A 14,512-nucleotide genomic window follows, 5' to 3' on the forward strand; every position below is an offset into this window, starting at 1 on the left:
TAAGTGAAGAAAATTAATCGGCAACATCTATGCAAACATAATAAAAAAATGTGAGGAACATTTCATTGGGCTACATTGTTTATAAGAGCAAAAATCATTGTTATGGAGCTATTGAAAAACAAGGTGGCGCTAGTTACAGGCGCGGGTTCCGGCATTGGCAAATGTGTGGCCGAATTGTATGCAGGGAACGGTGCCAGTGTAGTCATCAGCGATATTGACGAAAAGAGCGGAAAGGCGGTGGCAGACGGCATCAACAGCAAAGGCGGCAAGGCTGTTTTTGTTAAGTCGGACACCAGCAATGCGACCGACTGTGAGCGGTTGGTGGCAGAAACGCTGGCGGCATTCAACCAGTTGGATATTGCGTGCAACAATGCCGGTATAGGCGGTGTTGCGTCTCCTACGGGCGCTTACCCGCTGGAAGAATGGCAGAAAGTGATCAACATCAATCTCAACGGCGTTTTTTACGGTATGCGTTACCAGTTGCCCGTCATGGAAAAGGCCGGCAGCGGTGTAATTGTGAATATGGCATCGATACTGGGCGCGGTTGGTTTTGCCGGTTCATGCGCCTACGTAGCCGCCAAACACGGTGTGGTAGGGCTTACCCAGGCGGCGGCAGTGGAGTATTCTGCCAAAGGTATCCGGGTAAATGCTGTAGGACCGGGATTTATTGAAACACCCTTATTAACCAAACATCTGAGCCAGCAAGAGATGCAGGCACTGGTTAGCCTGCATCCTATAGGCCGGTTAGGCAAGCCGGAGGAGGTAGCAGAACTGGTGCTGTGGCTCAGTTCTCCGCAATCCTCTTTCGTAACCGGGGGCTACTATCCTATCGATGGCGCCTACCTGGCCAGATGATTTGGTGTTGTTGTTTTCCGGATATTTCGGGGAGATGAAAATGGTCATCTCCCCAAAATATTCAAACAATCAAATCATCAAATCCAAAATGTTTGCTAGTTTTAGTCAATGCAAACGAATAAACTCCCCATACTTTTTCTACATGGCGCATTAGGCGCTGCTTCTCAATTTGAACCACTGGCGGCAGCCATGTCGGAGCATTACGAAGTACATCAGATCAACTTCAGCGGGCATGGCGATGTACCGTTTTCAGAGCAGGGTTTCAGTATCCAGGTGTTTGCGGCAGAGGTGTTATCCTATCTTGAAGCCCACCAGCTTGACTTTGTACACATTTTCGGGTATAGTATGGGGGGTTATGTGGCTATGTACCTGGCCCGGCACTACCCTGAGAAAACAGGCAGGGTGATTACGCTGGCGACCAAATTCAACTGGAACGAGGCTACTGCGGGCAAAGAGGTAAGGCAACTGAACCCCGATCTGATAGAGGAGAAAGTACCGGCGTTTGCCCGTGTGCTGGAAGCACGGCATACGGCGGGCGACTGGAAAACAGTGGTGAACCGTACAGCACAACTGATAGCGGAACTGGGGCATCAGTCGTTACTGAAGCCGGCAGATTATGCGCAGATCGTAACACCCTGTATGCTGATGATGGGCGACCGCGACAACATGGTGTCTTTCCAGGAAACCATCGAAGTATATAAAACCCTGCCGTTGGCCCAGTTTACGGTGATGCCGGATACAGCACATCCGCTGGAAAAGGCAGATGTACCATTGCTGGCTTATTATTTAAGAAGATTTACGACACAGGATATTTAATGGCTTTACTCACCCATGGCCATTTTGCCCCAGTTGTTGAGTTCTTCTTCCGTCCATAGTTCCGGGAAAAAGACAATCCGCTTATTCTTTGGGGGCAGGAATTGCTGCCAGTTGGTACCACCGGTAGCAGCGATATCTTCCGGTTTTTTGTGGAGATATCTTACAGCGGATTTATAGTGCATAAAAGGCCAGCGCACGTTCACATTAAGGTCATATTCCTTTAGCAGCGGGGTTAATTCCGCCTGTTCGCCTGGCGTCAGTTTTTTAAAGCTGCTCAGGAGGTTCCTATCCTGGTACTGGGTGGCCAGGGTCAGGAAGGTATCCATATATTTTAATTCAAACTGGCGCAGGGTAAGGGTTTTCTTACCGGTAGCCAATTCGGTGGCGCCGCTTCTCCAATAGATTTTTTCCAGTATTTCTTTCAGTTGCAGGCCTTCCACTTCCGGGCGCTGGGGTTCGTACACCAGGTTGTTCAGCCGGGTAGAGCAGATTTCGATCATGCGGAATTGTCCGCTCTGGAAGCCACTGGCAGGTAACAGTGCCATGCGGAATTGCAGGAACTGTTCCTTATCCATCCCATCTACCATTATTTCGAATGAGTTGATGAGACTGTGGAAATAATTATTGATCCTTTTAAGCTGGGTTTTGAAAATCTCAGCTGACAGTACGGGTGCAAAGCTGACTTGTTCGATAGCCTGCAATGACAATTTTAAATACAATTCCGTTATCTGGTGATAAATGATGAAAATTCTTTCATCTGGAATCGGCGTGCGCGGATGTTGCAGGTTAAGCAGTACATCCAGTTGAATATAATCCCAATATGTGAGGTAGTCCGCGTACAGAAGGCCATCCAGGTAAGACGACAGGTTCTGACCCATGGCGGCATACTTTTCTTCGAGCCGTTGGATTTTTTCGGCAATTTCTGTTGTAACCATGGTGAAAATTACTCATTAAGAATGAAATAGCAACCGGGTCCAACCGTCCATTCTTAACAACCAATTATTCTACCACGTTAATGGTTCTGTAAAAGCTTTCTTCGAGGGAAATCAGGGTTTCAGTTCTCTCAATTCCTTTGATTTTCTGCAGTTCATCATGCAGGATCCGGCGAAGCTGGGTAATGTCTTTACAGATAATTTCCGCAAACATGCTGTAACTGCCGGTAGTATAATTGAGTCGGACCATTTCGGGGATCTTTCTCAGTTCTTTGGCGACCGTGTCATACATGGAGCTTTTTTCAAGATAAATCCCAATAAAAGCGATTACATCGTAGCCGATCATTTTTAAATCTACATGTAATTTAGTACCTTTAACTACACCCAGTTCTTGTAATTTCTTCATTCTCACGTGGATAGTCCCGCCGGAAACGAATAATTTCTTCCCCAGGTCGGCGTAGGAGATCTCAGCATTAGACATCATCTCGCTGATAATCTGCAAATCTAGTTTGTCAATATTCAAATTGTGGCTCATTTTTACAATTTGTTTTTGAATGTTTTAAAGTTATATGCAAATATTTAAAAAATATCGAAAATTCCAAAATTCTTATTAAAAAATTTGCAAGAAAGTTACCTTCTCTTTAGATTTGCATCATAATCATTACAAAAACGGCTAACGAAAAGCAACAGCTGGTAAGGGTTAAAACACATTGTGGGATGATGAAATTGGCAGACATGCCCTCTTGTCTCGAGGGTGGGGATTACAGGATAAACGTAGTATAATTGGGTTGACCACTAATCTTACTTGTGCTACAGCTAACTGCCCCGTGGAGGTTCGACTCCTCCTCCTACAGCTTAATTGGTTTAAAGAGCTCGTAAGTTATCATGCTTACGGGCTTTTTTTATTTTGTATCATGATGTTTTATATTTGGGAATAACCTATATATTATAAATACTCATGAAAAAATTACTGTTAGGAACCATTGCACTGCTGGCATTTAATGCAGCCGTTATCATCACCCAGATGAGTTGTAAGAAAGAGGCACAGGCAGAAACACCGGTTGTCCGTCCTTCCCTGGTACTGTATATCAATTCCATTGAATCGGCCGACAGAAGCGTTGTATCTGAGCTCTGGATCGCCAAACTGGATGGCACCAACAAAACCAAGCTGAACATTACCCTGCCTGCCAACACTGTCATCGCAGGACATGCTTCCCTGTCGCCCGATGGCCAGACAGTAGTATTCAGTGCCAATGAAATAGTAAGCACCTCCCCTTACGTGATCAAAGATGGCGGTATTTACTCCGCACCGTTGAACGGTACTACTGCGCGTACTCCCAAAAGGATTATAGAACCCAGCACCACCGGCCACTTCAGCGACCTGCAAGGCGTTTACTAGATTGTAATATGTTATATAGCAGCGGGTACACCTGTTTTAATAAACAGCGGGTACCCTTTCTTATTTAAGGGAACAATACCCCGGTGAATTAAAAACCGGATGATCAGGCCGCCTCTCCGGGTCTTTTACTTTGTATTATCCCTCCCCCATTCAAAAAAATCCCAGTATTTTTGCCGCAAATGGGACAAAAAAAATTAGAACGATTTGCTGAAATCGAAACCTTCCCCAATGTATTGATATACCCGGAAGGTATGCAGGGAAAATGGAACGAATTCTTCAAGAACAGCCACCCGGTTACTTTAGAGCTGGCGTGTGGCAAAGGAGATTACACCCTGGGCATGGCCCGGCTGTTTCCCGATCAGAACTTTTTAGGTGTAGATCTGAAGGGTAACCGGATCTGGAGAGGAGCTAAAACCGCTATGGAAGAACCGCTGCCCAATGCCGGATTTCTGCGTACACAGATAGATAAACTCAACAACTACTTTGCACCGGGAGAGATAAAGGACATCTGGATTACGTTTCCGGATCCTTTCCTGCGCAATTCCAAATCAAAGAAAAGGTTAACACATCCAAAGTTCCTGCAGTTGTTTCAGCCTTTGCTGGCGCCGGGCGCTACCATTAACCTGAAAACAGATTCCCCGCAGCTGTATGCGTTCACGCAGGAAGTGATTGCTGCGGCCGGATGTACGCTGATAGAAGATATTCCGGACGTATATGCATTACCGGAAGTGCCGCCTTTACTGAAAATCCAGACTTTCTATGAAGGGATGCACCTGGCTGATGGCAGAACGATCCGTTACCTTAAATTTCAATTGCCTGCTGCTCCGTTGAACTGGCAAAGCATTAAACTGCCTTCCGATGAAGCAACCGTTGGTGGAGAAGATTGATTTCTACTATAACGCCCAGGGCTATATGGTGTTTACAGAAAAGTTCCACCTGGACCGGGGTTTCTGTTGTGGCAATGGCTGCAGGCACTGTCCTTTTGATTATGAAAAAGTACCCGAACCCAAAAGAGCTGCCCTCCTCGCCGAGCGCAGGAACCAGCGAAAAGAAGAATAAGGAAACGGATTCTTTCTTTAAAACCGTTTTTAAAATAGCACGTACCATACCGCGCGGCCGGGTGACCTCCTATGGAGCCATCGCGGATGCTTCCGGGTTAAAGATCACCGGCCGCATGGTGGGCTGGGCCATGAATGCAGCTGGCAGTGCTAAACCGGCAGTGCCCGCGCACCGGGTGGTAAACAGCAAAGGCGAACTGAGTGGAAGAAGCCATTTTGCCACTCCTACCCTCATGCAGGAGTTGCTGGAACAGGAAGGGGTGGAAGTAAAAGAAGATAAAATACAAAATTTTAAAGCTGTATTTTGGGATCCGGGACAGCCCTCCAAAAAGGGAGTTAAAAAGAAAGGATAAAACATTCATTCAACATCCGGGCAGGGTGTAGCGTTACTTTTCTATATGACAATACTCAAGCTAAAACTGGACAATGACCAATTGGTGGAGGATTTTTTTGAAAGCACCTACGTCATCGGCATCGCTTCCACAGCGCGGGATTATCAATTAGGCTGGCATATCAACCGGCAACTGCACACCAATTTCCGGGTCAATAATCACCTGGAGATCACCCTTTCCAAAAAAAACAGGTCCTTTCATTTTCCCGTATTTGAATTTCACGAACCTACCAATTCTGTTGCACACTATCTTTATAACAACCGTTGCCAGGCAGAGTACCTGCTGCCGGAGCTAAAACAGATCAGTTTTCTGTGGATGATCAAGGGTGATTACTATCAACCCAATGACGTAAAAAAATTATTAGAAGAATTACGCCTTGTTCCGCTTGTACAATTAGTATCTTTACTTGATATCAGGGATATAAAGAATAAGATGAACCTGATATTTTAGGCCAGGCACTACGCACCAGCACCAGTATATTTTGACCAGATCCCATGACAGACCCCGAGGTTTTACTTTTTTAAATTCCTGATTTACTATGTGGGAAGAAAGAAATAAACAGCTTTACCGGGCTTTTGAATTCAAAGATTTTCGGGATGCATTTGCGTTTATGACCAAAGTTGCGCTGATCGCGGAGAAAATGGACCACCATCCCAACTGGAGCAACGTTTATAATAAAGTGGAAATATTCCTGAGTACGCATGATGCCGGTGATACCATCACCGCGAAGGATGAGGCAATGGCAAAAGCTATTGACAAATTGCAATAACCAAACTTATATTACACTTTGTGAAGCGCATTTTCCTAATGCTGCTGTTGTACTGTTACACTGCAGAATCCTTTGCCACCGCTGATCGTACCCCAGTAGACACACTGATCACCGATAACTCGTTCGCCTCTGCGGAGCTGGACCTGCGTCCGTATATCCAGGTGCTGACAGATGATCAGCAACACGGTAGCCTGGCCCAGATAGTGGCCATGCCATTTACTCACCAACCTGGCATTTTTCACCCCAATCCAAAAAATAACGGCCGGGTTAATAACTGCTGGCTGAGACTTACCATCAGTAATAAAAGCAATAAGGCGTTGTCGGCCTACCTGTTTTCCGGCTGGCACGATTTCATGTACTGGTATGTACAGGCCCCGCAGGATGCCCCCCGGCTATTGATGCAAACAGGCCTGATGCTGGATGATGGCGGAGAAGAAAGGTGGAGCCATTACGCTTTTCATGCACAGGTGCCGCCAGGAGAGGTTCGTACCTTTTATCTCCATATTATCAATAAGTCATACAACGAAAATGCCCTGATGCCCACGCTCTTCTCCACAGAGGGTTACAGCGCTTTCCGGGATCAGCAGTTGAATGGCTACCGGCAGGAAGCTGTAGTCATCCAGGTATTGTTAGGCATGCTGCTGGTATTTTTCAGCATCTCCGTCATCAATTATATCCAGTTACCCGACCGGTCTTACATTTATTTTGCAGCCTATGTACTTGGTCTGATCCTTTTCTTTGCCCTCCGCCTGGAAGATAAGCCCTACCAGTTGTCTTTCTTCCATCGCTGGCCGATGCTGAAATACTACTGGGATATCCCGGGATTACTGTTTTGTTTCTATCTCATGTACCTGTTGTTCGGTAATGCTTTTCTGAACCTGACCGAGCGTTATCCTTTTATGGAGCGGGTGTTTACCTGGGTAGCCGCCGTGGTAGGCGGACTGATCATCCTGTGTATGTACCTCATTGCCATTGAGCAATACCATATGCCCACTATTATCTACAGCTATGTATACTTTGTAACATTGGTGCCATTGCTGGCGGTATTTGTAGCACTGGCGCGGCGTTCCCGGCATCATCCGCTGGTGAGGTTTTTCCTGTATGGATCTGTATGCCTTTACCTGGCCTGTTTCGGTTCCTTCCTCATGCATGTGCGGCCCCTGGGGTTACTCAGCGCGCTGGGAGAACTGGCAGCACCCACCATCCTGCTGATTGGCGGAGTGATGCTACAGGCGATGTTCTTCCTCGCAGGCTTAAGCTACCGGAACAAACTGGTACACCTGGAAAGAACCCGTACCCAGGAGTTGCTGATCAAACAGCTGAACAAGAACAAGGAACTACAACGGAAACTGAACGAGCAGCTGGAAGAACTGGTAAAAGAGCAAACCACCGAGATCCTGCGTAAAAAGCAGGAACTGGAAGAACAACGGAAAAAGCAACTGGAAACAGAATACGATAAAAAACTGACAGAGATTGAGTTAAAGGCGATCCGCGCGCAGATCAATCCACATTTTATATTCAACTGCCTGAATTCCATTCAGCTATTCGTGATGCAACGGGATTACGAATATGCGCAGAAATATCTTTCGGATTTCTCCTACCTGATCCGTAAAACGCTGGATTTCTCCCGACGGAATTTTATTTCCCTGGCAGATGAAATTACCTATCTGAATACTTATCTTGGGTTGGAGAAAATGCGGTTTGAAAACAGGATGGAGTATGAAATAGTAGTAGATCCTGTGATCGCTACTGCCGAACTGGAGATACCGGCGATGTTGTTACAGCCATACGTAGAAAATGCCGTAAAGCATGGCATGACGAACCCCAAACAGCCAACAGGAAAGCTTTCTATTTACTTTAACCAGGTAGCATCAGATATGCTGGAGTGTGTGATTGCAGATAATGGTATTGGCATTGCGCGTTCAAAATCCTTACGGATGCTGCCAAAGCATCACCAGTCGTCAGGCATGGAAATAAGCCAGAACCGCGCAGAGTTACTGAACAAAATGTATAACACGGAAATCCATATAGAAATTATAGACCGGTCATCTGAGGATGAATCGGATAGCGGTACGATAGTAAAAATACTGATCCCTCAGTTGTAATTTAGTGTATCCGTTAATGTTACTCTTATGATAAAGGCCATTATAATAGATGATGAAAGAAACAGCCGGGATATAATCGCGTTGATGCTCGGCAAATACTGCCCTGAAATAACTATTGCCGACACGGCCACCGATTGTGCGGATGGCATCGAAAAGATAAAACAACATCTTCCGCAACTGGTGTTCCTGGACCTTGAAATGCCCGATGGAACCGGATTTGATGTACTTGCCGGCACCCTGCCGGAGATTCCTTTTGAAGCGGTATTTGTAACGGCTTTTGAGAAAAAGTTCCTTCATGTGATCCGTTTCAGCGATGTAGAACTGATATTAAAACCGATCGATAAAGAAAGTTTATTACAGGCCGTAGCGCTGGTAACAGAGCGGATCAACACTGGCAGCAGTAAAGACCGTTACCGGGTGTTGCTGGAAAATTTCAATAACAGCAGGCCGGCAGCGTGGCAGCTGTTGATTCCTGCTACTAACGGGCAGGCATATACTATTAATATCCCCGCCATTGAATACCTGGAAACACAGGCCGACAACTGTATCTTTCATCTGAATACCGGTAAGCATATTACGGCGGTAGCTTCTTTCCGATATTATGCGGATCTCTTTACCTCTCTTCAATTCTACCAGATCAATAATAACCAGATGATACAGATCTCCAATATCAGCCATATGGATGGCAGCGCCGGCAAAGTGGTGCTGAAAGGCGGTTCTGTACTGGATATTACGGAAAGACGGCAACGCGACTTGTTGCAGCGGATGACACATCATTAGCGTATAGTCTTTACCGGTATTTATATAATTTCAATTTTTCCGGTGTCTTCTTTCAGATTCGTTTAACGATCTGCCTTCGTTTTTGCGAACGGATATTTATTTCTATGCCTTTTCTTTCTTTTTAAGTGGTTGCGCGAAGAGTACGTAACAATTTCTTAACAAAAAAATTTGGTGGAAATACTTTTGGTTGTACATTTGACCCGCGAAACAAAATAGTCAAACAGTCAGTTTTGTTAGCAACTATACTATGGCAGAACAGGACCAGAAACGAACTATGATTCTGGAAGCGGCTTTGAAGCGCTTCAAGCGGTTTGGCTTGTCAAAAACTACCATGGAGGAGATCGCCAGGGATCTGGAAATTTCCAAAGGCTCTTTGTATTATTATTTTTCGGATAAAGAATCCATCTATGTGGCGGTAGTGGAGCGGATGATTGCTGATTGTTTTTTTGACATGTCGGCATATGTGGAAGAAGCCCGGTGTACCGGGGATATCATGGACCGCTACCTGGAGCTGAAAGAGAAGATGCTGTTGGAGTATCATTTTCTTTTCGGCGTAAACGAATGGATCAAAGACGTTCCTTCCAGCCTGATGCGGCAAACGATCGAGTTGTTGCAGCAGGTAGAAATTTCTTTTCTTTCTGCCACCATCTCAAAAGGGGTGAACAGCGGGGAACTGAACAAGGATACGGATACGGAACTTACGGCGCAACTGCTGGTAAATGTATTATTCGGGTTATGGGTAATATGGTGCAAGTGGCAGGCGGCAGGCTTCGATCCGCACGACCGGAAAGCGCTGAAATGCTTTATGGACCGGGAGAAACAAGTATTGACTATTTTTTTTAATGGATTAAGATATCGACCAGACATCAACCAGGATTGCTAAGATTAATGTAGAAGAATCAGTACACAGGAATAGTTTTAATGAATATTTAAATTTAACGACAGATGAAAAAGTTGATTGTATTGGCCGCAGTAGCACTGTTCGGCACACAAGTAGCAAAGGCTCAGTTTTCGAAAGGCGATGTAATTTTAGGTGGTACGCTGAATGTTAGCACAGCAAGCCAGAAACAGAAAGATGTTGATAACAGCAAAACCACCAGCACAAGCTTTGGTATCAGCCCTAAAGTGGGTGTAGCACTGACTCCTAACTGGGTAATCGGTGTATTTGCAGAAAGCGCATTTACCAATAGCAAAAACGTAAGCGATAAGAAAAGCACCAGCTACCTCATTACTCCTGGTATTTTTGTACGTAACTACCACATGATCGGTGAAAGCAAATTTGCATTCTTCGCAGAAGCAAACGCTGGCTACCAGTTTGGTCAGGCAAAATTTGATGGTAACAAAACAAATACTTACAACGGTTTCTCCGTTAACGTATTACCTGGTATCACTTACTTCGTAACCAAACATTTCATGCTGGAAGGTGCTTTCGGTGGTCTGGGTTACAACTATACTCAGGACAAGGCAGAAGCAACTGGTATCAAAACCAACACCAGTGCATTTGCTTTCAATTTCCCGAAAGAATTCAAAATCGGTGTTAACTGGATATTCTAATCATCGGACATGTTTTATGTAAGATAGTTATAAGGTTAAATAGATTGGACAATCCGATTATAAAGAAAAGGCTTCACAATATGTGAAGCCTTTTCTTTTATGTGCTAATTACATTCATCTCAAAATAAAAAACCCGTTACGGCTATCCGTAACGGGTTTTTTATTTTATCATTTTACTGATCCTAGCTGTTCATAGAAATCAGGAATTCTTCGTTGTTCTTAGTTCCACGCATATGCTGCAGCATGAAGTGCATAGACTCATCTGTGTTCATATCACCGAGGTGGTTACGCAGGATGTGAATACGTTTCAGGGAATCTTTATCCAGCAACAGATCATCACGACGGGTAGAAGATGCAGATACATCGATCGCCGGGAAGATACGTTTGTTAGCCAGTTTACGATCCAGCAGCAATTCCATGTTACCGGTACCTTTAAATTCTTCGAAGATCACCTCATCCATTTTGGAACCGGTATCGATCAATGCAGTAGCGAGGATGGTCAGTGAACCACCGTGCTCAATTTTACGGGCCGCACCAAAGAATTGTTTAGGTTTCTGCATGGCGTTTGCTTCCACACCACCGCTGAGTACTTTACCGGAAGCAGGTGCCACGGTATTGTGTGCTCTGGCGAGACGGGTAATGGAATCCAGCAGGATTACCACATCATGACCGCATTCTACCAGGCGTTTTGCTTTTTGCAGGGCGATGGCAGAAACTTTCACGTGTTTTTCAGCTGGTTCATCGAAGGTAGAAGCGATCACTTCTGCCTTTACGCTACGTTCCATATCAGTTACCTCTTCCGGACGTTCATCGATCAGTACCACCATCAGGTAAATTTCCGGGTGGTTGGTAGCGATGGCGTTGGCTACTTCTTTCAGTAACATGGTTTTACCTACCTTAGGCTGCGCTACGATCAGTCCGCGTTGTCCTTTACCGATAGGCGTAAACATATCCATGATACGCGTAGAGTAGTTATTGGAAGTGGTAGTTAATCTAAGTTTTTCAAATGGAAACAGTGGTGTCAGGTAATCGAAAGGTACGCGGTCACGTACTTCTTCCGGTGACTTATTATTAATAGTTTCCACTTTCAGCAAAGCAAAGTACTTCTCTCCTTCTTTAGGCGGACGTACAGAGCCTTTTACAGTATCACCTGTTTTGAGACCGAAGAGTTTAATCTGTGATGGAGATACATAAATATCATCCGGTGAACTGAGGTAGTTATAATCGGAAGAGCGGAGGAAACCATAGCCATCAGGCATCATTTCCAGTACGCCTTCACTCACAATAACACCATCAAATTCTATATTGAAAACAGGTTCTTTCTTGTTGGGGAAGCGATTTTTCTGGGCAGCAGGTGCAATTGGAATTTCGCCTGGTACAACAAAATCATCGTCTTCATCGAGTTCTTCTTCCGTAGGAGGAATCACTACTACTTCTTCTTCCTCTTCTTCGGGTTCTTCATCTTCTGTAAAAGAAGGGATGATAATATCATCATCATCATCGAAGGTGAGAGAAGGAATGCTATCGAGATCTATTTCGAAATCTTTTATTTTAGGTTTAGCAGAATTGGCCGGTGTTTCATCCGCGTCATGATCTTTTGATTTTGTACCGGTGGCTTTCTTTGCAGCTGCAGGTTTTTTAGCAGCGGGTTTTTCTTCAGCGTGAGCAGGTTCTTCAGCAGCGTGGTTAGCTTCGTCTTTCTTTACAGGTTTGCGTTTACGTGCTTTTTTTTCGTCTCCGTTGGCTTGGTTATCTTCTGAGGCAAGTACAGCTTGTTTATCAAGAATTTTGTAGATGAGGTCCTGTTTGTTCAGTTTTTTCGCGTTGGGAACGTCCAGTTTCTCTGCAATATCAAGCAGCTCAGGAACGAGCATGTCGTTCAGTTGTAAGATGTCGTACATCATCTGTGTTGTCAAATTTTAGAAGTGTTGTGAGGCGGGTACCACTGCATACCAACATACACCAATTACAAATAATTGTTTTTGAGTCAATAAATTTAATTAGCTTATTAAATTTGATAGGGAATGATTGAGTTTAGGAACTGCCGATGAAGATGGAAAAATGAACTTAATCAGGCAGAATATACCGCAAGATTAAAACAAGTTTTACTATTATCCAAAAATATTTAAGGGCAAATTGCCCCAAACCAGGCCCTGAAAAGGGCTGTTTCCGGGCTGTATCCGACTATTGACCGGGCGCGCAAACCCTTGCTTGTGCTGGGGTCCGGCTTGTTTAACGGCTCATTTTTAACATTTCCTTGGCGACCCGGCCCGGGAAAAAGCCGGGAACCCGGACTATATACTATGAAGTTTTCCACTTATTTTTGCAGTCCTAAATTTTATATATTATGAGCCAAAGGGTGAAAGTCAAACAAATCTTGTCGGACGACAAGACAAACTACGAAGTTACAGTTAAGGGTTGGGTGCGTTCATTCCGCAACAATCAGTTTATAGCTTTGAACGATGGCTCCACCAATAATAATTTACAGATAGTAATCAATACCGAAAATACAGATGCAGCGCTGCTGAAGCGCATCACTACCGGTGCTGCTATCAGCGCTACCGGCGAAATTATTCCTTCTCTCGGTAAAGGCCAGAAAGTAGAACTGAAGGCCGTTACACTGGAAATACTGGGCGACTGTGATCCGGAGAAATATCCGTTGCAGCTGAAAAACAAGCCCAGCCTGGAATACCTGCGTGAAATAGCACATCTGCGTTTCCGTACCAATACTTTCGGCGCCATTTTCCGCGTACGTCATGCACTGGCATTTGCAGTACACCGCTTCTTCAACGAACGCGGCTTCGTATACCTGCATACGCCTATCATTACTGCATCTGACGCGGAAGGTGCAGGTGAAATGTTCCGTGTTACCACACTGGACATGAAGAAGCCACCACTGACCGAAAACGGCGATATCGATTACAAAGAGGATTTCTTTGGTAAATCCACCAACCTCACTGTTTCCGGGCAACTGGAAGGAGAACTCGGCGCCATGGCCTTTGGTGATATCTACACCTTTGGTCCTACTTTCCGTGCAGAAAATTCCAACACCGCCCGTCACCTGGCGGAGTTCTGGATGATTGAGCCGGAAATGGCCTTTTATGAACTGGCTGACAACATGGACCTGGCGGAAGCCTTCATCAAATCAGTAGTTGGCTATATACTGGACAACAACCGCGATGACCTTGACTTCCTGGCCAGCCGCCTCGTGGAAGAAGATAAACAAAAACCCCAGAATGAGCGCAGTGAAATGGGCCTCATCGAAAAACTGGAGTTTGTACTGAACAACGAATTTGTACGTATCACGTATACAGAAGCAATCGACATCCTGAAGAACAGCAAGCATAATAAAAACAAGAAGTTCCAGTACCTGATTGAAGACTGGGGCGCTGATCTGCAGAGTGAACACGAACGTTACCTGGTAGAAAAACACTTTAAGAAACCGGTGATCTTAACCGATTATCCTAAAGAAATCAAGTCGTTCTACATGAAGCTCAACGAGGATAACAAAACCGTAAGGGCAATGGATATCCTGTTCCCTGGCATCGGTGAAATGGTAGGCGGTTCCCAGCGTGAAGAGAACTACGACAAACTGGTAAAACGCATGGAAGAAATGCATGTACCGGTAGAAGAACTGAGCTGGTACCTGGATACCCGCCGCTTTGGTACCGCACCGCACGCTGGCTTTGGTCTTGGCTTCGAACGCCTCATGCTGTTTGTTACCGGTATGACCAACATCCGTGACGTGATTCCATTCCCAAGAACACCGAAGAGCGCAGAGTTTTAGTCCGCAGCTTTATTTTAAAATTTTATACCCGGAGGGAGATAGCGATGCTGTCTCCCTTCTTTTTT

General features: G+C 45.1%; 16 protein-coding genes. 13 read left to right on the forward strand and 3 right to left on the reverse strand.

Features of this window, described 5'->3' with window-relative positions; translation table 11 throughout:
* The first annotated feature begins 102 nt into the window (after window positions 1–102).
* Window positions 103–855, forward strand: coding sequence for an SDR family NAD(P)-dependent oxidoreductase (locus BMW79_RS01875; protein WP_089889790.1), 753 nt, complete (start codon window positions 103–105; stop codon window positions 853–855).
* Window positions 856–963: 108 nt separating this feature from the next.
* Window positions 964–1,671, forward strand: a complete 708-nt coding sequence (locus tag BMW79_RS01880; protein WP_089889793.1) for an alpha/beta fold hydrolase — start codon at window positions 964–966, stop codon at window positions 1,669–1,671.
* Between the two features lie 5 nt (window positions 1,672–1,676).
* Here BMW79_RS01880 and BMW79_RS01885 read toward each other — a convergent pair whose 3' ends face one another.
* Window positions 1,677–2,606: a tryptophan 2,3-dioxygenase family protein gene (locus BMW79_RS01885; RefSeq protein ID WP_089889794.1), complete on the reverse strand. Its 930-nt coding sequence runs from the start codon at window positions 2,604–2,606 to the stop codon at window positions 1,677–1,679.
* Window positions 2,607–2,670: 64 nt separating this feature from the next.
* Complete coding sequence (locus tag BMW79_RS01890; RefSeq protein ID WP_079471223.1) at window positions 2,671–3,138, reverse strand: Lrp/AsnC ligand binding domain-containing protein; 468 nt, start codon at window positions 3,136–3,138, stop codon at window positions 2,671–2,673.
* A 423-nt stretch (window positions 3,139–3,561) separates the two neighbouring features.
* Between BMW79_RS01890 and BMW79_RS01895 the strand changes: the two genes are divergently transcribed.
* The 10 genes from BMW79_RS01895 (at window position 3,562) to BMW79_RS01940 (ending at window position 10,660) form a co-directional block, all read left to right on the forward strand.
* Window positions 3,562–4,002, forward strand: coding sequence for a hypothetical protein (locus BMW79_RS01895; RefSeq protein ID WP_089889796.1), 441 nt, complete (start codon window positions 3,562–3,564; stop codon window positions 4,000–4,002).
* Window positions 4,003–4,181: 179 nt separating this feature from the next.
* Complete coding sequence (gene trmB, locus BMW79_RS01900; protein WP_089889799.1) at window positions 4,182–4,889, forward strand: tRNA (guanosine(46)-N7)-methyltransferase TrmB; 708 nt, start codon at window positions 4,182–4,184, stop codon at window positions 4,887–4,889.
* Window positions 4,861–5,061, forward strand: coding sequence for a DUF5522 domain-containing protein (locus BMW79_RS01905; protein ID WP_089889801.1), 201 nt, complete (start codon window positions 4,861–4,863; stop codon window positions 5,059–5,061). The genes trmB and BMW79_RS01905 overlap by 29 nt, the downstream gene beginning before the upstream one ends.
* Window positions 4,991–5,413 (forward strand): MGMT family protein, encoded by a 423-nt coding sequence (locus BMW79_RS01910; RefSeq protein ID WP_089889803.1) that lies wholly within the window; start codon window positions 4,991–4,993, stop codon window positions 5,411–5,413. The genes BMW79_RS01905 and BMW79_RS01910 overlap by 71 nt, the downstream gene beginning before the upstream one ends.
* Window positions 5,414–5,458: 45 nt before the next feature.
* Entirely contained in the window at window positions 5,459–5,902 is a 444-nt protein-coding gene (locus tag BMW79_RS01915) for an IPExxxVDY family protein (protein ID WP_089889805.1), read from the forward strand.
* Window positions 5,903–5,990: 88 nt separating this feature from the next.
* On the forward strand, window positions 5,991–6,221 hold the full coding sequence (locus BMW79_RS01920) for a 4a-hydroxytetrahydrobiopterin dehydratase (protein WP_089889808.1): 231 nt from the start codon (window positions 5,991–5,993) through the stop codon (window positions 6,219–6,221).
* Window positions 6,222–6,241: 20 nt separating this feature from the next.
* A complete protein-coding gene (locus BMW79_RS01925; protein WP_143059047.1) occupies window positions 6,242–8,326 on the forward strand; it encodes a histidine kinase in 2,085 nt (694 codons plus the stop codon).
* A 27-nt stretch (window positions 8,327–8,353) separates the two neighbouring features.
* Window positions 8,354–9,106, forward strand: a complete 753-nt coding sequence (locus BMW79_RS01930) for a LytR/AlgR family response regulator transcription factor (protein WP_089889813.1) — start codon at window positions 8,354–8,356, stop codon at window positions 9,104–9,106.
* Between the two features lie 247 nt (window positions 9,107–9,353).
* On the forward strand, window positions 9,354–9,989 hold the full coding sequence (locus BMW79_RS01935) for a TetR/AcrR family transcriptional regulator (protein ID WP_089889816.1): 636 nt from the start codon (window positions 9,354–9,356) through the stop codon (window positions 9,987–9,989).
* A 62-nt stretch (window positions 9,990–10,051) separates the two neighbouring features.
* Window positions 10,052–10,660, forward strand: a complete 609-nt coding sequence (locus tag BMW79_RS01940) for an outer membrane beta-barrel protein (protein WP_089889818.1) — start codon at window positions 10,052–10,054, stop codon at window positions 10,658–10,660.
* Window positions 10,661–10,842: 182 nt separating this feature from the next.
* Here BMW79_RS01940 and rho read toward each other — a convergent pair whose 3' ends face one another.
* Window positions 10,843–12,561: a transcription termination factor Rho gene (gene rho / locus BMW79_RS01945; RefSeq protein WP_089896744.1), complete on the reverse strand. Its 1,719-nt coding sequence runs from the start codon at window positions 12,559–12,561 to the stop codon at window positions 10,843–10,845.
* 446 nt (window positions 12,562–13,007) lie between these two features.
* Between rho and asnS the strand changes: the two genes are divergently transcribed.
* A complete protein-coding gene (gene asnS / locus BMW79_RS01950; protein ID WP_177192011.1) occupies window positions 13,008–14,447 on the forward strand; it encodes an asparagine--tRNA ligase in 1,440 nt (479 codons plus the stop codon).
* Window positions 14,448–14,512 lie beyond the last annotated feature (65 nt).

The organism is Chitinophaga arvensicola, from assembly GCF_900110835.1.
GTDB lineage: Bacteria > Bacteroidota > Bacteroidia > Chitinophagales > Chitinophagaceae > Chitinophaga > Chitinophaga arvensicola.